This is a genomic window from Kangiella marina, assembly GCF_039541235.1.
Classification (GTDB): Bacteria; Pseudomonadota; Gammaproteobacteria; order Enterobacterales; family Kangiellaceae; genus Kangiella; species Kangiella marina.
In genome coordinates this window covers 58,272-82,745 of sequence record NZ_BAABFV010000001.1, presented here as the reverse complement: position 1 = coordinate 82,745, position 24,474 = coordinate 58,272, and the positions used below count along the sequence as shown (strand labels likewise).

Genomic DNA, 24,474 nt, shown 5'->3' with positions numbered 1-24,474 from the left:
TCAATGTATTAATGATGATATTTTCTTGGACGCACTACTTCAATCCAACGACCTGGTCTGTATTCAGAAAAGGTTGTGTAGTGACGTCCACGGTACTTATAAACCACATCATAACCGACGATACGACCTCGCTCGTAGCGATCCTCGTAATGCGTAGTGCAATGGGTTCTTCTATCACCAGAACTACTTTTGGCAATAGTCGCACCGAGCAAGGCACCAGCAACAGCGCCGGCATTCTTGTGGCGTTGTTTATCACCAAGCTTATAACCGATTAAGCCGCCGACGACGCCCCCTACTAGAGCTTTTTTACGACGGTCTCCTGCATCATAACGAGTTCGTTCTGAATGACAAGTTCTTACGGGTTCATTGTAACGGTAACCAGCCGCGAAAACAGGTTCAACATCCACGACTTTACCACGAACAAAGTGCCCATGTTCATAACGACTGTCATAGTGCGCATGTTTTTTGTATTTATGATCAGCCTGTGCGGCTAATGGAACGGTAAGCGCTGATAGCGCAATAGATGTGATAATGAGTTTTTGTGTAAGTTTCATAATCTGTCTCCTGATACCAAACAACAAAGTTGGCTTATTTCAGGAGACAGTTTACTCAGGTTCAACTGAATCGAAGATGAACCGAATGATGGTTAAGGCTTACTGAAAGTACGGTATAGAAACAGAATAATAATAGCACCGCCAGTAGCAGTTAATAAGGTTTCAATGTTAAAGCCTGTCGCTTGAGCTCCGCCTAAACCTAAAAACTTACCGACGAAACCACCAACAAAAGCGCCAACAATACCAAGCACTATTGTCATTATCCAGCCGCCTTTATCAGGACCAGGCATAATCAGCTTTGCTAATGCACCTGCAATCAGTCCGACGACAATCCAAGTTAAAATACCCATGTCATTACTCCTTAATCATGTTGATTATTGACCATAAACAGTATGCCACAAGGCATGATAAAGTTTGTTAACTGAACGTAAAATAACGTTAACTTTATCAAAAGTAAGACAAAATTCGGGCTTAGCTACTCATCCCACAGCACGATCTTCTCTGATTTAAGGTACCTATCAAGCTTTGGCTTATAATGTTGTTCGATTTGTTGTCGACGCATTTTTAACGTAGGCGTAATCAAGCCATTTTCAGGGCTCCACTCCTCGTTAACCAATATAAGCTTAGCCAGTTTTTCGTGACCTTCCAGGTTATTATTAATCTTTTGCAGCAATTGCTCAGCTTCCTGAAGGTAGGCGTCTTTGTCCTGGAACTGTTTATTGTAGATCGACGCGATGGCGATTGGTGATGGTAAACCATCGCCAATAACGCACAAATGCTCAACCCCAAGCTCTGGCTCCAATGTAGCTTCAATAGGGACTGGAGATACATACTTACCTTTGGAGGTTTTGAAAATATCCTTGACCCGGCCGGTGATAAATAAGAAACCATCCTCATCAATTTCCCCCAGATCTCCAGTGTGGAAATAACCATCGTCATCGATAACGTCTTTAGTTTTAAGGGGTTCCTTATAATACCCTTGCATCACACACGGGCTTTTCAATAGAACTTCGCCAGACTCAGCAATTTTCGCTTCTGCTGTCGGCATGGTGATGCCAACAGAGCCTTGCTTCCAGGTTTCTGGTGACGAGGCGTGTGAGAATGCCATGGTCTCGGTCAAACCATATGCCTCGCAGATACGAATACCAATCGACTGGAAGAACTTCGAAGTACCTTCAGGCAACGCAGCCGCGCCGGACAAACAAATTTTCGCTTCATCAAGTCCTAATCCGTTGAGAATTTTCTTTCTTATCAAGCGATTGATTAGAGGAATTTTGAGCAACACTTTGAGCTTTGTTTTGCCAACTTTATCTTCGATGCCTTGCTGGAACTTTAACCAAATCCGAGGCACGCCAAAAAATATGGTCGGTCTTACTGAACGAATATTTTCTTGGAAACGCTCTAATGACTCAGTAAAAGAAATCACACTTCCGGTATGGATGCTGATAATTTCTGTCAGCTCCCTCTCTGCACAATGAGCCAGCGGCAAATATGAAAAACAGCGCTCCTCTTTAACATCAATGAAGGCTGCTGCTGCGGCCGCGCCATTGGATAAAATCTTATGCGTGATCATGACACCCTTAGGGATTCCCGTTGTTCCTGAGGTGTAAATAATGGTAGCTAGTTCATCAAAATTTGGAATCGGTGATTCATTGTAAGGCTCTTCGCTTGCAATAATTTCATCCCAGTCTTTAACGCCTTGGTGTGATTCATGACACCCAATAGTCGCAATGCTGTCTGGAATAGCATCAGATTTTTTAGACCACTCAGGGAACTTGCCAATAAAGACTAGCTTGGATTCACTATGCTCAAGGATAGTGGTAATAGTCTCTGAACCAGCACTGGGATAAATTGGCACACTAACATGGCCAGCCAGCATGATGGCTAAATCCGCCATAACCCAATGCGAACAATTGTAAGACAAAATAGCCACTTTGCTGTTGGCGGGTAATTCACGTTTAAGGTAACTGGCCATTTTACGAATCTGTTGGCCCGCACCTTCCCATGTGTATTCCTTCCAGTCGTTACCAAAAGGTTGGCGCAAAAATGGTTGCTTCGCCTTAATCTTTTCCCAGCGATAGAACGCTGACAAAGTATTTTCTAACTCTAACTGACTAACCCCTGAGTGACTCATACGCTATTTTCCTACCCATTAATGTTATCTTTAGTATTTATAGGACATTAAAAAATGTGGTCCGATGTTTTCTATAATAAACGCTTCGCCATGTATTTCAAAATTAAGTTTGTGATAGAAATCAGCGGCACTGACCCTTGCGTTGCACCATAACAAATCAGCGCCCTTTTCAGCGCAAGACTTTATACCTTCAAGTAACAATTCTCGACCCAATCCCTGACCACGCACTCTCTCGTCAGTGGCCATACCGCGAAGTCGCCAGTGCTCTGCCCCATCGAGTTTGGGGTGCTTTTCTGGATAGAATGATGCGATCCCAACAATAACACTTTCTACTGACGCACCTAAATGAAAAACGCCAGGCAACGTATCTTCAGGAAAGTGACAAGATTCAATAGGCTGCCCCGGTCTCAAGACCCGTTGACGTAAAGGGTAAACGTCATTGATTTCAATTTCTTGTATCATCATTTTCATCGATTAAAGGTATAAAAAAAGCCACTTGAGTCGTCAAGTGGCTTTCGTTTCAATCAAACACTAAAGATTAATGTTTGCCGTTATCTTCTTCTTCAAGCTCTTCTTTTGCTTCTTCAAGCTCTCTCTCTGCTTCGGCTAAGGCCGCTTTTGAGTCTGCTTTCGCTTCATCAAGGGCATCTTCAGCGTCGGCTAACATTTCTTGAGCTTCTGCTTTAGTCGCATCATAAGCATCTGCAGTCGCTTGCTTCACATCTTCAGCGGCTTGCGCTGTAGCGTCTGCTGCGTCTGAAGCCATTTCCTTAGTTTTTTCAACTGCGGTAGCTGTGGCTTCTTTGGTAGCTTCCATCGCTTCACTACCTGCATCTTTCATTGCCTCTACGGCTTCTTTACTCTCTTTCTTGACTTCTTCTTGCTTTTCATCACTACAAGCAATCACTAAAGTTGAAGCCAAAAGTGCTATAGCTAAACGTTTCATCGAGCTAACCTCCTAATATAGTTAGAATTTTCTGTATAACTCGCAGATAAGTATGCCACGCGGATGACGTTTGGCAAAGTAAAATTCCTTAAAGTGTGACGTTAGGACTGAGATGTAAACGTGTGATTTAGAGTGGTGAGAAGAGGCGTGATGCGCAAAACTACGCATCACTGATAGGATATGACAGCCTTCGAGGCAAGTCTTTCGGCTCAATCTTGCCCCGAAGGACCGAAACTTAAGCGTTTTTCGCTAAAAACAACCAAGTTTCTAGTACGGTATCAGGGTTTAAGGAAACGCTATCGATGCCCTGCTCCATCAACCACTTAGCAAAGTCAGGGTGGTCAGAAGGCCCTTGACCGCAAATACCGATGTACTTATTGGCTTTCTTACACGCTTTAATAGCGTTTGCCAGTAACACTTTGACTGTTGGATCGCGCTCATCGAATAAATGCGAGATGATGCCAGAGTCACGATCCAAACCTAACGAAAGCTGGGTTAAGTCATTCGAACCAATCGAGAAGCCATCAAAGTACTTCAAGAACTCTTGAGCCAATACCGCGTTAGATGGCAACTCACACATCATAATGACACGAAGGCCATTATCACCACGTTTTAGACCGTTCTCTTCAAGCAATTCGATCACACGTTTCGCTTCGCCTAACGTACGAACAAATGGAATCATGATTTCAACGTTGTTGAAGCCCATCTTGTTACGAACACGCTTAATCGCTTCACACTCAAGTTCGAAGCAGTCACGGAAGTCTTCCGAAATATAACGCGAAGCACCGCGGAACCCAATCATAGGGTTTTCTTCGTGTGGTTCGTACAAGCTACCGCCGATCAAGTTCGCGTACTCATTCGACTTAAAGTCCGACATACGAACGATCACTTTTTCTGGCGCGAAGGCACAAGCAATCGTCGAAATACCTTCTACTAGTTTGCTGATATAGAATTCTTTCGGGTTGGCGTAACCTGACATCTGCATGGCGATAGTCTTCTTCAAGTTATCGTCTTCCAGTTTGTCATAGTTAAGTAAAGCTTTCGGGTGAACACCAATCATGCGGTTAATGATGAACTCTAAACGTGCCAAACCAACGCCAGCATTCGGCAGCTGACCAAAATCAAAAGCACGATCTGGATTGCCCACATTCATCATCACTTTGAATGGTAAGTCAGGCATGTTGTCGATAGAACTTTTATTAACTTCAAAGTCCAACAAGCCTTGGTAAATATTACCGGTATCACCTTCAGAGCAGCTTACCGTGACTTCGACACCATCTTTAATGCGGTCTGTGGCATCACCACAACCCACGACAGCTGGAATACCAAGCTCACGAGCAATAATCGCTGCGTGGCAGGTGCGACCGCCACGATTGGTCACGATTGCCGCTGCGCGCTTCATGACAGGCTCCCAATCCGGATCCGTCATATCGGTCACTAAGACGTCGCCTTTTTGAACTTCCTTCATTTGGTCGATAGAGCTAATCACGCGCGCTTTACCTTTACCGATGCGCTGGCCAATAGCACGCCCTGTCGCAACTAATTCAGACTTGTTCTTTAGCTGGTAACGTTCAATAACGTTTTTGTCAGAACGGCTTTTGACCGTTTCAGGACGCGCTTGAACGATATATAACTTGCCATCAGCACCATCTTTCGCCCACTCAATGTCCATCGGACGCTTGTAGTGTTTCTCGATGATCATGGCCTGCTTTGCTAGCTCTTGGACTTCCGCATTGTTGATACAGAAGTTCATGCGCTCATTGTGCTCAACATCAACTGTCTCGATGCTTTTGTTGTGCTCGTTGTTATCGGTATAAACCATCTTAATAGCTTTACCGCCCAATGTTTTACGCACAATCGCTTGACGACCTTGCTCTAACGTCGGCTTATAAACATAAAACTCATCAGGGTTTACTGCACCTTGCACGACAGTCTCTCCAAGACCATAAGCGCCGGTAATAAATACAACGTCGTTAAAACCCGACTCAGTATCCATCGTAAACATCACGCCGCTGGCAGCGATGTCACTGCGAACCATTTTCTGGACGCCCGCTGATAAAGCAACTAATTTGTGCTCAAAGCCTTGGTGTACACGGTAAGCAATCGCGCGGTCGTTAAACAGTGATGCGAACACTTCTTTTAACGCTTTCATGACGTTATCTAAGCCACGAACGTTAAGGAACGTCTCTTGTTGCCCCGCAAAAGAAGCATCCGGTAAATCTTCAGCGGTCGCAGAAGAGCGAACAGCAACGGCAAACTCTTCGTTAGAGTCGCCTTTTAATTTGTTGTAAGCATCAGTGATGGCCATTTCCATTTCAGGAATAAACGGCGTATCCATCACCCAGCCACGGATTTTTGCGCCGACTTCTACCAGCTTCTCAACGTCATCAACGTCTAATCCGTCTAACTCTTGGTTGATTCTTTCGTTTAGGCCACTTTGCTCTAAAAATGCACGAAAAGCATCAGCTGTAGTGGCGAAACCGCCAGGTACACTAACACCCATGTTGCTTAGATTACTGATCATTTCGCCTAAAGACGCGTTTTTACCACCTACGCGCTCGACGTCACCCATGCCTAACTCTTCATACCAAAGTACGTACTTATCCAAAGTATCTCTCCCGTTGTGGTCTGCAAATTAAAGAAAATCGCCTTCTATCCCAGCAGCTACTTGCTGAAAACAGGCGTAAATGCTTAAATTCACACACTCATTGGTCATTAAAGGTCGCCATTTTACTGGTTATTGCGCAAATATGAAACGTACAGTCTTCTTTATTTCAGATCGAACGGGCATAACGGCCGAACTACTCGGCCAATCCCTTACCGCACAATTCGAAGATCATGTCGAATTTATGTACCACACTATTCCGTTCGTTGATGATGAGGACAAAGCATTAGCAGCAGTTGCGCGAATCAATCAAACAGCCATAAGAGATGGAGTCCCTCCTCTTGTCTTTGAAACCATTGTGCGCCCGGAGATTCGTAAAACGATTTTGCAGTCCGAAGCCATCTTGCTCGATTTCTTTCACACGTATATAGGGCCGCTAGAAAAAGAATTAGGTGTACGCAGTTCGTTTAGTGTGGGTAAATCGCACTCGACCGATGATATGCAAGCCTATGACACCCGAATGAGCGCGGTGAACTTTGCGTTAAACAATGATGATGGCGCCAGCACCAAGCAATATGACCAAGCGGATATTATCCTTGTTGGCCCATCGCGTTGCGGTAAAACACCCACCTCACTGTACTTAGCCATGCAATTTGGTATTTTTGCGGCAAACTACCCTTTTACCGATGAGGACTTACCCAATATCAAGCTTCGCCCCGGTTTGCAGAGCAATAAACACAAAATCTATGGCCTGACTATCGATCCGATGCGATTGCATGAAATCCGAACAGGACGCCGCCCCAATAGCACCTACTCTTCATTCCAGCAGTGTATGTATGAAACTCGCGAAGTCGAAGCGCTGTATCGCCGCCAAGGAATCCCGTTTATTGATACAACCTCGCGATCGGTGGAAGAATTGGCCGTTAAGATTATGAATGACACAGGAATAGAAAGAAGGATTTTTTAGGCTTTTCTTGTCATCCCGCGGTTTAACCGCGGGATCTAGTGCCTTTTAGCAAACCTCTAAATTACCAATATAATGATTATAAGCACCTACATTTATAATATTCTTAATATGTTCATTTTTTGACGAGCAAAAAACGAACCAAAAAACTCGCCCCAAAAGTTAGACGCCTTGCGCTTCCCTCTCGATTCAAAATAATTTAACGTGCCGCAAAACGAAACATCCATGTTTCGTCTTTGCTGAACTGGGCTGTCCATGCCCAGTTCACACTATGATTTTGTATCGAGAGGCTAACTTTTACGGGGTATTTTAGTACTAACCTACAGAAATAAACTAAACTTCTTCTACCACCAGCGCCATTCGTTGTCCGATTGGTACTTTATTGTTTGGAAACACGATAGCTTCTCCGTCATTTTCGACAATGTAAGGCTCCTCTGGATCGCTGAGTAACTCAAAGCCTTTCTCAAAGCTTGTGAAGTTTGGTAAAGCATCATCGACATTGAGGTGCGAATCATCACTCACTCTCAGCAACTCACGCTTTACCTTGAAGAGTTTTTGGCCATTGGTTTTATAGCGCGAGGTATGATCATAACTATAAGTAGACTCGACCAGTTGTCGAAGCGTTTTTTCAGCCTCCGCAAAGTCTTCACGATTGTTTTCACCGAACGGTTTTACTTTACCCAACTCGACGGTAATGCTGTCAGCCTTAAAGTTATGGCTTGAGTGGTATGAAAAAACTGTGCTTGGCTTGTGATAAAGCAAAACAGTATTAACGCCAAGGTCTTGCATCACGTTCAGTTGAGCGGGGTTATGCTCGCGATTATCCAAGTAGGGATAAATCGCAAACTTTTCATATTTTGACGCTCTTATTGCGGTATGTAGATCATAGTGAGTGCGAGTGTCGTTAGCACAGCTTTGGGCAAAGAAGTCGCTCACCGCTTGCTCTAATCGCTTGGCGCGTTCGACCTCACAAATCTCATCACGCTGCTGCCAATACTTTTTCCACTCGCCACTAAACATACGGTTCAAATTAAAATCAACAAAGCGTTGCTCTTTGAGCATAGCTTTTGGATGTCCAATCATCACCAACAAGTGACAGGACAACTTGAGCTTATCGTTAAGTAAATCGTGAACCATGTCAGACACGATTTCCATCGGCGCGGTTTCATTACCGTGCACCCCGGCAGAAAGTGCTAAGTATTGTTGCGACTCATGGTTGGGTTTAAACTCTATAATGCCAACGTCGTGAAAGGTCACTAAAAAGTCATCAAGCGACATTGAAAAAGGCTGATGCCCTTCTAAATGCTCTCGGACAAAATCGAGTAAATTGAAGTTGTTGCGAAATTCATCAATATTCATAGTAATTTATTGTTCTTGTTCAAATGGAGGAACCAATAACTGTGGGTCCAAACGTGAGGTGTACCAATTAATTCGCCAGTCTAAATGTGGGCCTGTGGCACGCCCTGTCTCACCAATAGTGGCGATACGCTGGCCTTGCTTAACCTTCTGTCCTTCCTCAACGTCAATCGAATTAAGATGAATAAAGGTCGAGGATACGCCGTAACCATGATCTATGATTAAAGTACCGCCAGAATAAAACATATTGTCATAAGCCAAACGAACAGTTCCATCGGCAGGCGCAACTACTTCCGTTCCCGTTGGCGCTGCGACGTCTACGCCATAATGGGGTCGTTTCGGCTCGCCATTCAGTACCCGCTGGCTACCATAAAAACCACTCAAACGACCTTTCGCTGGCCAAATAAAGTCCTGCATAAAAAACATGTCTCTGCTGCTATTTTTCCTAGCCGAGGCAACCAAGGCGCCCTCTTCTCGTATGCGTTTAAGGACTTCAGGCTTCATAGGATTTACTTTTGATGGCGGCAAGCCATCAATGCGCTCAATATTATAATCACGCTTTCGAATAAATAATTTCTGGACTTCTTTCTTGTCGCCTTTCTCTACTGTCAAAGCAGCGGTTTCAGGCATGTCACGGTGGAAGCCAAATACAAAATACCCCTCAGGACTGACTTCCAGACTGGTGTCATCAAAAGTCACCTTGGCACCTTTAACCGTTTGCCCAACGACTAACCCCCCTTGTGTTAAATCACCCTTGAGCGATAGCAGTAACGGCTCTTGTGCCTGCGCCAAGGAAAACACTAGCCCTAACGTCGTAAGCAGTATCAATTTTTTAAGCATGAATATAACCTTTGTTTACTAAGACTGATGACCAATACCGATAGGATCATCGTCGTCATCGTCATCCTGTAATTCTACCTGTTCAATTTGATCGAAACGGCGAGTAATTTTGTCCGCTGTGGTGTCGATATCTTTCGCACTCTTGGTTAGACGATCAATATGGGTATTGAGTTTACCCCAACGATCTTTAAAGCGTCCAAACTCAATCGATAGTTTACCAAGATGCTCCTGGATAATGTGCACCTGCTTACGAGTTGCCTCATCTTTGAGTACAGCGCTGGCAGTGGTCAATAAAGCCATCATGGTGGTTGGTGATACCATCCACACCTTACTCTGCTGAGCAAACTCGACCAGCTCAGGGTGATGCGCATGAATTTCCGCAAAGACCGCTTCTGCAGGAATAAACATCACAGCACCAGTGGCCGTTTCACCATCAATAATGTATTTGCTGGCAATGTCTTTAACGTGTTTCTTAATGTCCTGCACAAAGGCACGATGAGAAGCATCTCGCTCAGGTTTCGACAATTCCACATCAACCATTTTTTGGTAGTTTTCTAGCGGGAATTTGGCGTCAACACCAATCACCCCCGTCGGTTCCGGCAAGAACAAAGCACAGTCAGCAATTTTGCCATTGTTAAAGGTGTGCTGGAATTTGTAATGCGTCGTTGGCATTACATTCGACACCAAAGACTCCAGCTGAACTTCACCAAAAGCTCCTCGTGAGCGTTTGTCCGATAATATTTCCTGTAGACTCACGACGTTACTGGATAGTTCCGTAATCTTCTTCTGCGCATCATCAATCAGCGCAAGACGTTTTAATACATCTTGGAAGGTTTTGGTGGTTTTCTCAAAGCCATCCGCTAATCGCTTCTCGACTTGTCCGCTGATTTCCTTTAAGCGTTCGTCAGTCGCTTTGGTTAAACCGGTCATGTTCTTTTCAATATTTTCGCCTTGAGTTTTAAGGCTGATGGTCAGTTCTTCCCTGACGTCTTTGATTCCTCGTCTAAACTGCTCGTGTAACTGGGCTTGAGACTCTTTTTGATTGGTTTCGATTTGCTCTTTCAGTTTGAAGATGTCTTTTTGTAAATTGTCTTTAAAGCCCGTCAGATCTTTCTGCAATTGATTTTGAAATGCTTGGAACGACTCGCCCAGTTTAATCTGGTTGCCTTGAAGCTTTTCGATGAAGTTCTCTGATGATCGCTGACTCTGCTCAGCCATACGATGAAGGTCTGCCTTGGCATATTCAAATGCCATGGTTTGCTTTTGCTCTAAAGCTTTCACACCATCAGTCGCGCCATACTGTGATTCCGCAATCGACTGAATCGTCTTAGATTGCTTACTGACCATAATAACTAGGAGCAAAACGATTAAAAGCAAAACTCCAAGAATAATGACCAGAGGCATGTTTTCAGAAATAAAGGCAGTGAAATCCATGAATTACTTCGGTATTTATATAGTGGGTTAAGTGTAACAAAATCACTATAAAAAAGTAGCTATTGGACTATAGAGCATCAATATTTCTTAAAACACCCGCCGCCTTGTTCAAAATTTGTTCTTTTTCGTCGTTGCTTTTCTTATCCCAGACATTGTAGATCATCCCCATTCGCTGATTATTACCAAGCTTATCTCTGTGAACATCAATAAAGCGCCAGTAGAGACTGTTTAACGGACAGGCACGTTGCGACGTTTTATCTTGATGAGAATAGTAGCAATCAGAGCAGTAGTCGGACATTTTGTGCACATAATTGGCGCTTGCCGCATAGGGCTTAGTAGCAATAATCCCACCGTCTGCAAACTGGCTCATTCCTCGCGTGTTGGGCATTTCCACCCACTCAATAGCATCCACATAAATGCCCAGATACCAATCATCAACCTGATCGGGATCGATTTCAGTCAACATGCAGAAGTTGCCAGTGATCATTAAGCGTTGAATATGGTGCGCATAAGCATAATCTAAGGATTGCTTGATAGCCTCTGAGAGGCAGCGCATTCGAGTATCACCGGTCCAAAAATAGTGCGGCAGATCTCGTTGAGCTTTAAAGAAGTTGTTGTGACCATAATTGGGATGAGTCCAATAAATACCACGAACGAACTCGCGCCAGCCCAGTATCTGCCTAACAAAGCCCTCAACTTGTGCAATATCTACACTCTGCGACTGATTGTAAGCATCAACCGCTTTACTAATAACTTCTTGGGGCGATAGCATTTTAGCGTTTAAAGCAAAAGATAGCCGCGAATGATAAAGTGACCATTTATGATCGGATTTAAAAGTCATGGCATCTTGGAACTCTCCGAACCGAGGAAGACAGTACTGACAAAAGTGGTTGAGTAACTCTCTTGACTGCTGTCGACTTGTCGGCCACAACAAGGAGCTTGCCGCTTGTCCAAAAGTTGTTACTTGGTGCCGCTCAAGCCTTTTCAGGATAGAACTCATATCATTGGCAAACAGAAGTGGCTCTGGAATATCCTCTAAATCCGCTGACTTGAGTTTATTTCGGTTCTTCTGATCATAGTTCCACTGCCCGCCTTGCGGTTTATCATCGCTCATTAAAATCGAAAACCGTTTCCGCATTTTTCGATAGAAGGACTCCATCCTGTTGTGCTTGTCTTGTGTAAAGTAGTCTCCAAGCTCCGCATCTTCTAAATAAAAGTGCTCCGTACTAAAAACCTCAACCTCTACATTGTTAAGTAACAAAGACGATAACTGGTTTCTCAAGCGGTACTCATCGGGAAGTTGATAACTAAACTTAGAAGCGTCATATTTTTCAACTAACGACTTAACCAGGGCTGGAAGACTACGAAAGTCTTGGGTGTCATCGAGCGTTAAATGTAAACAATCATGACCAGCCTTATTTAAGGCAGTTGCAAAACTTTGCATCGCATGAAAGAAGGCACACACTTTTTGGACATGATGTTTGACGTAATCCATCTCTTGATGCAATTCAGCGATCACGTAAAGACAGTTTTTATCGGTCTCTTTAAACCAGCTGTGCTGTGCATTTAACTGGTCTCCCAGTATCAGTTTGATTTGATGGTATGAACTGTTCAAGGATCGCCCTGCTCACGACTTTAGCTACGATTTCTTAATCTTAACGATGATCAGTGAAGTTCTTGTGAAGTTTAAAAGCTGATCTCATAGACAGAATCAACCATTCAATTAAGTCTTTATATTTGTTTCACCCTCAAAAAGCCCCATATTAAGGTATGTCAAAGATTAAATATGTCAGAGATGGTGAGTGTCTAAACAAAATTTTCACTTGAAAGACCTATAATAAGTCGAGATTAAATAAACGTATCGATTAAATACATTCCCTAAACGAGTTAGGAGAAATAATGAAAACAGCAGCCTATGCAGCACAATCAGCCGATTCAGACTTAACCCCCATCGAAATCGAACGCCGCCAACTCAAAGATGACGACGTTCATATAGACATCGAGTATTGTGGCGTTTGCCACAGCGATATTCACACAGCTCACAACGATTGGGGCGGCACTGTCTACCCGGTAGTCCCTGGTCATGAAATCATCGGGCGCGTTAAAGCTGTCGGTTCAAAAGTTTCAAACTTTAAAGAAGGACAGTTAGTCGGGGTCGGTTGTATGGTTGATTCTTGTCAGTCTTGCAGCGCTTGTGACGATGACCTTGAGCAATATTGTGAAAATGGTGCTGTCATGACGTATGGTAGCGAAGATCCAATACTAGGCGGCCCAACTCATGGCGGTTATTCGAATCAAATCGTCGTCGATCAAAAGTTTGTGCTGAATGTATCTGAAAAGTTGGATACTAAAGCTGTCGCTCCACTACTGTGTGCCGGTATCACTACCTACTCTCCTCTGCGTCAGTGGAACGTTAAAAAAGGCGATAAAGTTGGCGTTGTTGGCCTCGGCGGCCTTGGGCACATGGGTGTCAAAATTGCTCATGCGATGGGCGCGGAAGTCGTCATGATCACGACGTCGCCGGAAAAAGGTTCCGATGCAAAGCGCTTGGGCGCTAATGAAGTCTTAGTGTCAAAAGACGAAGAAGCGATGAAGCAACATGCTGGAAGTTTTGACTTTATCCTCAATACTGTTCCGGTATCCCATGATCTAAACCCTTACGTCAACTTACTAAAGCGTGATGCTACCATGGTAATCGTTGGCGCTTTAACCCCGCTACCTGAGTTAAGTGGTGGCGGTTTAATTCTTGGACGTAAACGTATCGCTGGATCATTGATTGGTGGTATTGCTGAAACCCAAGAAATGCTCGATTTTTGCGCAGAACATGACATTGTTTCAGACGTTGAAATGATCGACATGCAGGATATCAACACTGCCTATAAACGAGTCATGGACTCTGACGTTAAGTACCGTTTTGTTATTGATATGAAATCACTGAAATCATAAGGAGTTTTACATGAAAAAACCCAATGAAATTGCATACAAGACTAAAGCGACAGCCACAGGCGGACGCACAGGCTCAGCGAAAACCAACGATGGAAAATTAGAAGTAACCCTATCGACACCAAAAGAGCTAGGCGGCGCTGGCGGCGACGGAACCAACCCTGAGCAACTTTTTGCGGCAGGCTACTCAGCGTGCTTTATCGGCGCGATGCAACACGTCGCTGGCCAGGAAAAGGTAAAACTGCCTGAAGATACGAGCGTCACTGGAGAAGTTGGTATTGGCCCTACAGATGGAGGGTTTGCCATCGATGTAGAGCTACAGGTTTCAATCCCAGGAATGGATAAAGCTGACGCTGAAGCATTAGTTGAGAAAGCTCACCAAGTCTGTCCATACTCTAACGCCACTCGTGGCGGTGTGGATGTGAGACTAAAAGTCGTATAATAAGTCTAAAAAAGCCCAGCTGATTACTGGGCTTTTCATTACACTTATATCGGTTTCTTTTGAATCTTCTTGTGAATATCATTAACTTTCATTAATGCTGCCGAGCCATAAAACTTAGTGAGAGAGTATGTAAAAATACCCGCCTTGACCGCGGGATCTGTTTTCACTAAAGCTTCTGCTTTAGCCAAAGAGTCCACATTAAAAATAAACAATCCACGCTTCGGAGCATCTTCAGCCAAAGGGCCTGCCAAAACCAGCATACCCTCATCAGCTAGACGCTTCATATTATCGAAATGCCCCCGAAAGTACTTGGCCCGCTCTTCCTTATCAGTTATGGACTCATCATTCTCGCCAGTTTTTAAAATCACTAAGACATAAGACTTCATACCGTAGTCGTCAGCGTCCAGCTCTTTTGCTAGTTCAGCATCGTACGGCTCAGCATAGCTCGCACAGACAAACATCAATCCCACAAAAGCGATAAAAGATTTAAATACACTCATCACAGCCACTCCATGAATAAGATTAAATTAACAATAGAGCTAGTATAAACAAAGGTAAGAAATAAAAAAGTTATAGCAGATAATCAGTCGAGTCTATTCCACAAAAAATTTCGCTCTAGGAACACTCTCAAGATAACCCACTATAAAAATGATAATTCCAAATAACTACTGAGAGTTAACATTGTTCAAAGAAGAGTGCTTGTAATCAGTCAAAGCATGTCCTAGCGCAACCCTAAATTCCTTAAGCGGTAAATACGTCACGCTGTATATGGTCCGATACTTCTTTGAAGTCAAATCATCGCTCAGCTCAGGCTTTGCAATAACCAAGCCATCGTGTTGCTCCCATACCAAGTAAATTCTTTCGGAGAAGTCCAACTCAGACTGATAAACAACTTCAGAGCCTGTCTCTTTATTTTCTATTAAAACAGTATTTTTTATGGTATCAGAATCATCACACCGTTTTAGTAAGTGAACTGCTTTTAAGTCTAAATCATCATTATAGACTGTTGTTAGTGGAACTGAATGACAAGTAACATGCTTTGCTAACTTGATATAACCGTTATCTTTTAATTTATATAACACCACTCCTAAACAAGTGATGATGATTAACACCAGCAAAGGGTTCAATAGCTTTTTCATAATTTATAATATTCATTCCTTTTGTAAAGATATTAGTCAACACAGCGGATAAAGTCCAACTTCATCAAATTAGATGTGGAGTCGTTATGCAGACTCTCCTTCTGGGATAATGGTTCGGGGAAGTCACCACATGAGGCTATAAGACCGGAATTGCAAGGAGTAAATTCTGGATAAGAACTGTTATTCGACTGTTGTTCATGTCCATTCGGGTGATCGTTGCCAGCACCCTTCCTTGTAACTGAAGGTTCTTGAACACCACTTTTATACAGGCAATAAAAAACCCCGCCGTAGCGAGGTTTTAAATAATGGCGCGCGTGGAAGGATTCGAACCTCCGACCGCCTGGTTCGTAGCCAGGTACTCTATCCAACTGAGCTACACGCGCTTCGTTAGTGGGGCGTATTATGCCACCAGCTTTTTATATGTCAACGCTCTTTTATAATTTTTTCCAGAATATTTAAGAAAAGCACTTAACTGTATGTTTACTATACACTTTCTGTTTAAAAAACATCCTGAAAAATCAATAAATGACTAAATTGCATCCCCCGAAAACACCAACTTAAGCGAGTTAGCTTTGTTGAGTTTTATCTTTTTGAGACTTTTTATCTTCATACATTGCCTCATCAGCTATACTCAATAAATCAGTCAATCCTGTTGCGTCATCCGGATATCGGCCACAACCCGCACTGAAAGAAGCTTGGATCAGTTCGCCTTTGTACTGGTAGTCTTTCTCTGACACTGCCGACTTTATCTTTTCAACAATAATATCTAGGTGCTCTTTTATATTAACCGATGGTATGACTATTAGAAACTCATCCCCACCTAATCGGAAGACATAGTCTGACTCTCTGAGCGTAGAAGTTAAGATTTCTGCAATACGCTTCAAAACATAGTCACCGGCATCATGACCGAAGGTATCATTGATATACTTGAAGTTATCTAAATCGATGATAATGACGGAAAACTTAGCGTTACTACCTTTTTGGGCAAGCAGCTTGCTCATCACTTCTGTCGCGTATCGTCTATTAGGAAGCCCTGTTAATGTATCTTTATAGGATGCACTTGTTGCCACTTGATACGCTCTATACAGTAGCGTAGCAGAAACAATTAACAGGAGTGCAACAGCATAACCTAGAACTCGTAAAATCGTTGAAAAAGCAAACCCGGCAGTTTCCCTATTCAATTTTAATTTGCCGGCAATGACCCAGCTACCATTTGGTACATCAATTGAAAAGTAGGCATCTGGGTTATCAAATGTCGATTCATCACCATAAAAAATGTCACCTTCCGCACCAGTACCGTTAACGCCTTTAAGCGCTATAGCATGCTCTTCAGAAATTTGAGACAGCCCTGAACCGTCAAATAACTGGTCTACGTTGATAACGACACTGACGCCGCCCCAATAAACTGTATTATCAGGAAAGTCATCAAAAATAGGATAACGGGCAATCACAGCCTTCCCACCCTGCACCAAAGTCAGTGGTCCTGCTAAAGTCATGGTTCCAGCTTCTCTAGCCGCCTCAACAGATTGTAATTGACTAGGGGCGTTTCTATAGTCAAAACCAAGAGCTTTCTCATTACCCTCCAGCGGGTAGACATCAGAAATGGTGTAGCCGGTTGAAATGCCAATGTTTCGAACGTATTTGCCATTACTAATTAATGCTTCAGCAAGTTGCTCAAACTTAAAAAGAGCCAAATCTTTATCGACCATTAAAACTGTCGCTAAACCGTTAGCAATATATATTTCTGAGTATATAGCAGACTCAATATTAGAGCGTACCAATGATACTTCATTAGCAAAGTCTATTCGCTCTTCCTGAATCTGCTCTGCTGATATAGCAGATAAAGATTTTTCAACAACGTAGGACGCACTGACGACGTAAATTGCACAGAGCAAGAAAAAAAGATATTTAATTAATCGGTTAGGCTTCATTGGTTTATTTTTATCAGGATCTAAATTCATATTACCTAAAAACGATTGAATTACAAATAAAAATTACCGTTATTAATTTTTAGAAAAAACTGTTTTAGCCGACGCAAACAATCCGCCTTATATCGAAAAGGATTATAAATGATAGGCATAAAAAAACCTGCCAGAAGCAGGTTTTTCTTTAATCTGTCGCCGACCATTATAAATAAATAATGGCGGTGAGGGAGGGATTCGAACCCTCGATACCGGATTAGGGTATACTCCCTTAGCAGGGGAGCGCCTTCAGCCGCTCGGCCACCTCACCGTTGACGCGGACGGAATGTTACCTTATTCAGGATAAAATGCAACACTCCAATCCAACTTTTTTTAATAATTATAGTCGTCGTCTGAATTATTACCTGGTTGATTTGGTTGGTAATTCTCCATTTGCTTTTCGTGCTGAATTCGCAAATAGATTTCTTCACGGTGAACAGCGACTTCTTTAGGTGCATTGATGCCGATACGTACTTGGTTGCCTTTAACGCCTAATACTGTAACAGTGATCTCATCACCGATCATAAGCGTTTCGCCAACGCGTCTTGTCAAAATTAACATTCCAGTCTCCTCTATCCTAGAGAGCATCCCTGGCTGAATCCAAGCCGCTCTCAACTATCTACAAATTTTAAATCTACAAATACTCGTGTAAAGAAAGCCGACACTAGCGCCGGAAGTCGCGAATTCTATCAATAAATTGGATTCAAGACTATACTTTTGAGCGTCCTGTCACAAAAATACTTTCTGTTACAAGAATACAGCGTCCCTACTCAAATGTATATCCTTGCTTTTTAAGCAAGTTTTTCCATAACCCATGGTTTGACAGAATCGAGTGCAGCAGGCAAAGCAGCAGGATCTTTGCCGCCAGCTTGTGCCATATCAGGACGGCCACCGCCTTTACCGCCGACTTGTTCAGCAACCATTTTGATTAAATCCCCGGCTTTGACTTTTGACGTAAGGTCTTTGCTGACTCCAGCAATTAAGCTCACCTTGTCATCTCCCGCGATACCGAGAACCACGATACTAGAACCTAACTTGTTTTTAAGTTGATCTTGCATGTCACGGAGCGCTTTAGGCTCAACGCCTTCAAGATTTGAAACCAATAGCTTTACGCCGTTTATGTCTTCCGCGCTTTCGGCTAAATCACTACCTTGACTCGATGCTAGTTTACTTTGCAGCTGCTGGATCTGCTTTTCCAATTGCTTGGATTTATCGAGTAGTTGTTCAACCTTTTCAACCGATTGCGCCGGATCACTTTTCAAAAGCTTTCCGAGGCTGTGAAGCTTGCTCTCGGACTGCTGCATCCAAGCGACTGCTCGCTCTCCTGTAACGGCTTCAATACGTCTAACACCGGCGGCAATACCTGTCTCAGAAACAATTTTGAATGGGCCAATATCGCCGGTACGTTTAACGTGAGTACCACCGCAAAGCTCAACAGAGAAAGGTGACATGGTTAAGACGCGAACTTCATCACCATATTTCTCACCGAACAGCGCCATTGCGCCCTGCTCTTTAGCCTGATCCATCGACATGACAGCTGCTTCTACAGGGTGATTTTCAAAAACCTTCTCATTAACCATGCGCTCAACCATCGCTAAATCCTCGCGTGAGACGCCTTCTGGATTTGAGAAGTCAAAGCGCAAACGCTCTGGATCATTTAACGAACCTTTTTGTTGCACATGAGAACCTAACACCTCGCGTAAAGCGGCATGCAATAAGTGCGTCGCTGAGTGATTGCGCATCGTGCTCTGGCGTAAACCGCCGTCGACATCCGCTTTTAGCTCTGAACGTGTCGTAACCTCACCTTTGTCAACATAGCCGATATGAGCAATCGCATCGCCAATATTTTGCGTATCTTCAACGATAAAGTTAGCGCCACAACCGTAGAGGCTTCCTTTATCACCAACTTGACCGCCTGACTCAGCATAAAATGGTGTTTTCTCTAGAATGATAATTCCCTTCTCACCTTCGCTCAGTGCTTCCACCGCCTCATCACCTTTGAGCAACTTCAGTACTTTCACTTGCTGACTCAGATAATCATAGCCGGTAAACTCAGACACCTCTTCAAGCTTCAGTGAATCATTATAGTCAACGCCAAAGTTGCTTGATGCGCGAGCACGCTCACGCTGGGCTTCCATCGCTTTCTCGAAGCCGTCCCAGTCAATTTCTAACCCTTTTTCACGGGCGATGTCTGCGGTTAAGTCTTGTGGGAAACCGTAAGTGTCGTAGAGCTTAAAAACGGTTTCTCCGGAAATGGTTTTATCTTTAATATCCGCCATATCGGCTTCAAGAATCTGCATACCTTTATCCAAGGTTTTCGCAAATGCGTCTTCTTCTTTAGCCAATACGCCTTCAATGATCGATTGCTGCTCTTTAAGTGCTGGATAAGCATCACCCATCGTATCGACCAGAGCCTGCACCAACTTTGAAAAGAAACTGCCTTTAGCGCCAAGCTGATGGCCATGACGAATAGCGCGGCGAGTGATACGTCTTAAAACGTAACCACGGCCTTCATTACTCGGCACGATGCCGTCGAGAATTAAGAAGCAGCACGAGCGAATATGATCCGCTATCACGCGCAGTGACTTATTATCTAAGTCCTCAACTTTAAGCAGCTCTGCTGTTTGCTTGATTAGATATTGGAAAGTGTCGATTTCGTAGTTGCTATGAACGCCTTGTAAAATCGCCGAAATACGCTCTAGCCCCATCCCCGTATCGACAGAAGGCTTAGGCAGCGACTCCATGGTGCCGTCTTTGTGACGGTTGTACTGCATAAATACCAAGTTCCAGATTTCAATAAAGCGGTCGCCATCTTCTTCTGGCGTGCCTGGAGGGCCTCCCCAAATATGCTCGCCGTGGTCGTAGAACACTTCTGAACAAGGTCCGCATGGGCCGGTATCGCCCATCGCCCAGAAATTATCCGATGCATAACGTTCACCCTTATTATCGCCAATACGGCTAATTCGTTCTTCAGGGAAGCCAATATCTTTCGCCCAAATATCATAGGCTTCATCGTCTTCTGCATAAACCGTTACCCAAAGCTTCTCTTTCGGTAACTTAAAGACTTCTGTCAGTAACTCCCAGCAGTAATGTATGGCTTCTTTTTTGAAGTAATCACCAAAGCTGAAATTACCTAACATTTCGAAAAAGGTATGGTGACGAGCGGTATAGCCAACGTTTTCTAGGTCGTTGTGTTTCCCGCCTGCACGTACGCACCGCTGAGAACTTGTGGCACGAGTATAAGAGCGCTGTTCGGTACCCAAGAAACAATCTTTAAAAGGTACCATACCTGCATTGGTGAATAATAAAGTGGGATCATTAGCAGGGATTAAAGGTGCGCTATCCACCATCTTATGTCCATTCTTTTCAAAAAACTCTAAGAAAGCTTTTCGGATATCATTGGTTGTCATTGTCTTAGCTGTCATGCTCACTTTACATTAACCTTTTACTTTACTATTCACTTTTATGTGTTTGATTTAAAATAACTAAATCTCTAATAAAAATCTTCATCATCACCCGGATCGGATGATAACGCGTAATTAATCATATCGAAGTCAAAGCCTCGATATTGTAGAAAACGAGTTTGCTTGGCACGTAATTTCATATCTGGCCCTGGCGCACGATGATACTTTTTGCGCCATGCCTGGACTGCGACTTCATGCCAATCAACGCCCATAGATTCAAAATGGCGACTAATGGCTGAATCTTCAATCCCTTTTTGACGTAATTCTTGACGAACTCTTAAAGGGCCGTAACCATTCTGGGAGCGTTGCCGAATGAAGCTTTGCGCAAAGCGTTCATCACTTTGCAACCCTCTCTCAGCCAAGCGGTCTAGGTAAGCCTCGACCTCTTCACCTTCAAATTCGCGAAGTTTTAATTTATCAATAAGCTCACGCCGGGAATGTTCCCGGCGTGCTAATAAATCCATCGCGATAACTTTATAGTCGCGTGGTGGCTTTTTAAAGCCCATAAACTAATCCGCTAATGAGGATTAAACGAGGACCAATGACGAATTAAGCCTCTTCAGGCGCTTCTTCTTCGTCCGCAGGCTTGGAGGTCACCAGCAGCTTACTGCGTAACGTTCCTTCGATTTCCTTCTTGATCTCAGGGTTATCTTTAAGGAACTGAATAACGTTCTGCTTGCCTTGGCCAATTTTGTTGCCTTGATAAGAATACCAAGCACCCGACTTCTCAACCAAGTCTTCTTTAACGCCCCAATCCAGAATCTCGCCTTCTAGCGAAGTACCTTCGCCGTATAAAATCTGGAACTCTGCCTGTTTAAACGGTGGTGCCACTTTGTTCTTAATCACTTTAACGCGAGTTTCATTACCGATAATCTCGTCGCCCTGCTTAATTTGACCAATTCGACGAATATCTAAACGAACTGAAGCGTAGAACTTCAATGCGTTACCACCCGTTGTAGTTTCTGGCGAACCGAACATCACACCAATCTTCATACGAATCTGGTTGATGAAAATACACAGTGTGTTCGAACGCTTGATGTTTGCCGTTAACTTACGCAAAGCTTGTGACATTAGACGAGCTTGAAGACCCATGTGCGAGTCGCCCATTTCGCCTTCAATCTCTGCTTTCGGCGTCAAGGCTGCAACCGAATCCACGACTAGGATATCAACCGCGCCAGAACGTACTAACATGTCGGTGATTTCAAGCGCCTGCTCACCCGTATCTGGCTGAGACACAATCAAGTCATCAAGGTTAACGCCTAGTTTTTCAGCATAAACCGGATCTAATGCATGCTCCGCATCGACAAACGCCGCCGTACCGCCTTCAGCCTGACAGCTAGCAATAGCCTGTAATGCCAAAGTCGTTTTACCCGACGATTCTGGGCCATAGATTTCAGCAACACGGCCTTTCGGTAAACCACCGATACCTAACGCGATGTCTAGACCTAGTGAACCTGTCGAAATCGCCCCAATTTTGGCTACCGAGCCATCACCAAGACGCATAATTGAGCCTTTACCGAATTGACGCTCAATTTGACCTAAAGCAGCGCCGAGCGCTTTCTTTTTGTTGTCATCCATCAAAATTACCTACTGACTGAAATGTTTATAAGAATTACGAAAATTAGACTGATTATTCCACAAACAGCCCCGAAAAGTAACCTGTGATTTCTCGTTCAAAGTTAAGAAAATCACCCTAATAGCGGTAAGCTATTGATGATCGGTTATAACTGCTGATTATTTATACAGCAAGCAAGCTTTAGGCTAAGCTTTCAACAAAATCACGAATACCATTAAGCAACATTTGTGTCGCTAAAATAATCAGAATCATGCCCATCAGTCGCTCAAGGGCTCGCGAGCCCTTTTGCCCAATCAGGCCAAGAATCTTCGGCGATAGAATGAGCAATACCGCTGACACCACCCACGCCGACAATAGCGCAAGACTCCACTCGACCATCTGCCCGGGTTGATTCGAACTCAGCAACAACAACACCGCAATGGTCGAAGGCCCAGCAATCATGGGCATCGCCAGCGGCACTATAAAAGGCTCCTCTTCCTCAATCTCGTCCCCAGGCTCTCTCCGTCCCGGGAAAATCATGCGCAGAGAAATGATGAACAAAAGGACACCACCTGCGATGTTCAAAGACGATTGAGTCAGCCCAAGGAAAGCCAAAATAGCATTCCCCGCGAACAAGAACCCAAACAAAATGACCAAGGCAATCACAAGCTCTCTGGCCAAAACCTTGACACGCCTATTCGGCTCAAGGTTCGACAATACGGCATTAAACACTGGCACATTACCCAGCGGATCCATGATCAAAAATAACGTCACCGCTGCCGTTGCAATATCAGCCCAGTTCATAAAAGTCCCCAATCATGAAAGCAAAAAACCATACTAGTTTTATTCCACTGTTGCGACAAGTCCTTGATCTAAAATAGCGTCATTAACGACCGTATTTACAACACAAGCCAAACAAGCTAATAATAGAGGTCTGATCACTGAACATTTGCAGCACCATGAGTGAAACTAACGCTATCAGCCGCCCACCGCTGGCTTTTACTCTGAAAAAATACGCCTATGGCATGTTTCTGATTTCTGGGGCTGTTCCTTTTATAGCCCTTGCTCTTGCCGATTCTCAGCTGTTATCACTCAATCAAGCCCCCTACTTTATCTTGCTGTTTTTCTTTGGGGTTATTCCTGTTCTTGATGCATTGCTGGGGCGCGACAGCCTCAATGCGCCACAAGAACTGACCAAGGCCATTTCCGGTGAATACTTTTATACTGGGCTGACGCTGCTCACGGTTCCGCTGATGCTTGCAGTATTGGTCTTAGGTTTAGTGCAGTTTGCAAGCCCTGAAATACGAATCTCTGGCCAAATTGGTTGGGTGTTGGGTATTGGAGTGGTCAGTGGTGTTTTGGCAATTAATGTGGCTCATGAATTAATCCATAAAGACAGCAAACTGGAGCGCTTTTGTGGTGGTCTACTGCTCAGCTTAGTGTGCTATGGTGGCTTTAAAGTCGAGCATGTGCGCGGCCATCACGTCAACGTTTCTACTCCGGAAGATCCCTCTTCCGCTGATTATAATCAAACCCTGTACCATTTTTTGCCAAGAGCCATTTGGCATAACATTACTAACGCTTGGAAACTCGAATCTATTCGATTATCCCGCAAAGGAAAGTCTGTCTGGAGTTTGGATAACGAGCTCTTTACTTGGTACGGCCTTAGTGCGCTATGGGCAATACTATCATTCGTCGCTTTTGGCTGGCTCGGCCTAACATTCTTCTTAGGGCAAAGCATCGTTGCCTTTGTTCTACTAGAAATTATCAACTACGTTGAACACTACGGTTTGCGCCGCAAGAAACGCGACAATGGCAAGTATGAATACGTCACCCACCACCACTCGTGGAACTCTAACTTTTTCCTAACCAACATCCTGTTGATTCACTTGCAGCGTCACTCGGATCATCATGCTTTCCCTAAACGTCGCTATCAAGTCTTGCGTCATCATGAGGATAGCCCGCAGTTACCAGCAGGCTACGCAACCATGGTGTTATTGGCTTTAGTGCCACCACTATGGAAAAAAGTCATGAATCCGATTATTGATAAGTACTACAAGTGAATACGATGTACTTACCGTCTTGTCATTCCAAATTTAATTTGGAATCTTGCTTAACCCAAATAAGATCCTGGGTT

22 protein-coding genes and 2 tRNA genes are annotated in these 24,474 nt (G+C 43.9%); 4 read left to right on the top strand and 20 right to left on the bottom strand.

All coding sequences use genetic code 11. The features are described 5' to 3' along the window. Positions 1–8 precede the first annotated feature (8 nt). The 6 genes from ABD943_RS00405 to ppsA form a co-directional block, all read right to left on the bottom strand. Positions 9–554 carry a glycine zipper 2TM domain-containing protein gene (locus ABD943_RS00405; RefSeq protein ID WP_345291224.1) on the bottom strand — a complete coding sequence of 182 codons (546 nt, stop codon included), beginning with the start codon at positions 552–554 and terminating at the stop codon, positions 9–11. 92 nt (positions 555–646) lie between these two features. Next, positions 647–904 carry a GlsB/YeaQ/YmgE family stress response membrane protein gene (locus ABD943_RS00400; protein ID WP_345291223.1) on the bottom strand — a complete coding sequence of 86 codons (258 nt, stop codon included), beginning with the start codon at positions 902–904 and terminating at the stop codon, positions 647–649. A gap of 125 nt (positions 905–1,029) precedes the next feature. Next, positions 1,030–2,688 carry an AMP-binding protein gene (locus ABD943_RS00395; protein WP_345291222.1) on the bottom strand — a complete coding sequence of 553 codons (1,659 nt, stop codon included), beginning with the start codon at positions 2,686–2,688 and terminating at the stop codon, positions 1,030–1,032. Between the two features lie 30 nt (positions 2,689–2,718). Continuing rightward, positions 2,719–3,159, bottom strand: coding sequence for a GNAT family N-acetyltransferase (locus tag ABD943_RS00390; protein ID WP_345291221.1), 441 nt, complete (start codon positions 3,157–3,159; stop codon positions 2,719–2,721). A 67-nt stretch (positions 3,160–3,226) separates the two neighbouring features. Continuing rightward, positions 3,227–3,634 carry a hypothetical protein gene (locus ABD943_RS00385; RefSeq protein ID WP_345291220.1) on the bottom strand — a complete coding sequence of 136 codons (408 nt, stop codon included), beginning with the start codon at positions 3,632–3,634 and terminating at the stop codon, positions 3,227–3,229. Between the two features lie 235 nt (positions 3,635–3,869). Continuing rightward, a complete protein-coding gene (gene ppsA / locus ABD943_RS00380) occupies positions 3,870–6,242 on the bottom strand; it encodes a phosphoenolpyruvate synthase (protein ID WP_345291219.1) in 2,373 nt (790 codons plus the stop codon). A gap of 142 nt (positions 6,243–6,384) precedes the next feature. Between ppsA and ppsR the strand changes: the two genes are divergently transcribed. Next, positions 6,385–7,206 (top strand): posphoenolpyruvate synthetase regulatory kinase/phosphorylase PpsR, encoded by an 822-nt coding sequence (gene ppsR / locus ABD943_RS00375; protein WP_345291218.1) that lies wholly within the window; start codon positions 6,385–6,387, stop codon positions 7,204–7,206. Between the two features lie 330 nt (positions 7,207–7,536). On the opposite strand, the gene astE is transcribed toward ppsR, so the two are convergent. The 4 genes from astE to ABD943_RS00355 form a co-directional block, all read right to left on the bottom strand. Beyond that, the gene (gene astE, locus ABD943_RS00370; protein ID WP_345291217.1) at positions 7,537–8,562 is read right to left on the bottom strand and encodes a succinylglutamate desuccinylase; all 1,026 of its coding nucleotides are present in this window, start codon (positions 8,560–8,562) and stop codon (positions 7,537–7,539) included. A gap of 6 nt (positions 8,563–8,568) precedes the next feature. Further along, positions 8,569–9,399 (bottom strand): M23 family metallopeptidase, encoded by an 831-nt coding sequence (locus ABD943_RS00365; RefSeq protein WP_345291216.1) that lies wholly within the window; start codon positions 9,397–9,399, stop codon positions 8,569–8,571. An 18-nt stretch (positions 9,400–9,417) separates the two neighbouring features. Then, positions 9,418–10,833, bottom strand: coding sequence for a DNA recombination protein RmuC (locus ABD943_RS00360; protein ID WP_345291215.1), 1,416 nt, complete (start codon positions 10,831–10,833; stop codon positions 9,418–9,420). A 67-nt stretch (positions 10,834–10,900) separates the two neighbouring features. Continuing rightward, positions 10,901–12,448: a cryptochrome/photolyase family protein gene (locus ABD943_RS00355; protein WP_345291214.1), complete on the bottom strand. Its 1,548-nt coding sequence runs from the start codon at positions 12,446–12,448 to the stop codon at positions 10,901–10,903. A 284-nt stretch (positions 12,449–12,732) separates the two neighbouring features. Between ABD943_RS00355 and ABD943_RS00350 the strand changes: the two genes are divergently transcribed. Together ABD943_RS00350 and ABD943_RS00345 are read left to right on the top strand one after the other, a co-directional pair. Beyond that, positions 12,733–13,779: an NAD(P)-dependent alcohol dehydrogenase gene (locus ABD943_RS00350; RefSeq protein WP_345291213.1), complete on the top strand. Its 1,047-nt coding sequence runs from the start codon at positions 12,733–12,735 to the stop codon at positions 13,777–13,779. Positions 13,780–13,789: 10 nt separating this feature from the next. Next, positions 13,790–14,218 (top strand): organic hydroperoxide resistance protein, encoded by a 429-nt coding sequence (locus ABD943_RS00345; protein ID WP_345291212.1) that lies wholly within the window; start codon positions 13,790–13,792, stop codon positions 14,216–14,218. 44 nt (positions 14,219–14,262) lie between these two features. Here ABD943_RS00345 and ABD943_RS00340 read toward each other — a convergent pair whose 3' ends face one another. The 10 genes from ABD943_RS00340 to ABD943_RS00295 form a co-directional block, all read right to left on the bottom strand. Next, the gene (locus tag ABD943_RS00340) at positions 14,263–14,718 is read right to left on the bottom strand and encodes a YciI family protein (protein ID WP_345291211.1); all 456 of its coding nucleotides are present in this window, start codon (positions 14,716–14,718) and stop codon (positions 14,263–14,265) included. 165 nt (positions 14,719–14,883) lie between these two features. Next, complete coding sequence (locus tag ABD943_RS00335; RefSeq protein WP_345291210.1) at positions 14,884–15,357, bottom strand: hypothetical protein; 474 nt, start codon at positions 15,355–15,357, stop codon at positions 14,884–14,886. A 306-nt stretch (positions 15,358–15,663) separates the two neighbouring features. Continuing rightward, positions 15,664–15,740 (bottom strand) — tRNA-Arg (locus ABD943_RS00330). A gap of 183 nt (positions 15,741–15,923) precedes the next feature. Continuing rightward, positions 15,924–17,318: a diguanylate cyclase gene (locus ABD943_RS00325; RefSeq protein WP_345291209.1), complete on the bottom strand. Its 1,395-nt coding sequence runs from the start codon at positions 17,316–17,318 to the stop codon at positions 15,924–15,926. A gap of 180 nt (positions 17,319–17,498) precedes the next feature. Next, positions 17,499–17,589: transfer RNA gene (locus tag ABD943_RS00320), tRNA-Ser, on the bottom strand. Positions 17,590–17,651: 62 nt separating this feature from the next. Then, positions 17,652–17,879 (bottom strand): carbon storage regulator CsrA, encoded by a 228-nt coding sequence (csrA, locus tag ABD943_RS00315; protein WP_046561223.1) that lies wholly within the window; start codon positions 17,877–17,879, stop codon positions 17,652–17,654. A gap of 230 nt (positions 17,880–18,109) precedes the next feature. Then, on the bottom strand, positions 18,110–20,728 hold the full coding sequence (alaS, locus tag ABD943_RS00310; RefSeq protein ID WP_345292664.1) for an alanine--tRNA ligase: 2,619 nt from the start codon (positions 20,726–20,728) through the stop codon (positions 18,110–18,112). Positions 20,729–20,811: 83 nt separating this feature from the next. Beyond that, on the bottom strand, positions 20,812–21,288 hold the full coding sequence (locus tag ABD943_RS00305; RefSeq protein ID WP_345291208.1) for a regulatory protein RecX: 477 nt from the start codon (positions 21,286–21,288) through the stop codon (positions 20,812–20,814). A gap of 43 nt (positions 21,289–21,331) precedes the next feature. Further along, complete coding sequence (recA, locus tag ABD943_RS00300; protein WP_345291207.1) at positions 21,332–22,360, bottom strand: recombinase RecA; 1,029 nt, start codon at positions 22,358–22,360, stop codon at positions 21,332–21,334. 178 nt (positions 22,361–22,538) lie between these two features. Continuing rightward, the gene (locus ABD943_RS00295; protein WP_345291206.1) at positions 22,539–23,141 is read right to left on the bottom strand and encodes a YhgN family NAAT transporter; all 603 of its coding nucleotides are present in this window, start codon (positions 23,139–23,141) and stop codon (positions 22,539–22,541) included. Between the two features lie 155 nt (positions 23,142–23,296). Between ABD943_RS00295 and ABD943_RS00290 the strand changes: the two genes are divergently transcribed. Then, on the top strand, positions 23,297–24,400 hold the full coding sequence (locus ABD943_RS00290) for an alkane 1-monooxygenase (protein ID WP_345291205.1): 1,104 nt from the start codon (positions 23,297–23,299) through the stop codon (positions 24,398–24,400). The last annotated feature ends 74 nt before the right edge of the window (positions 24,401–24,474 follow it).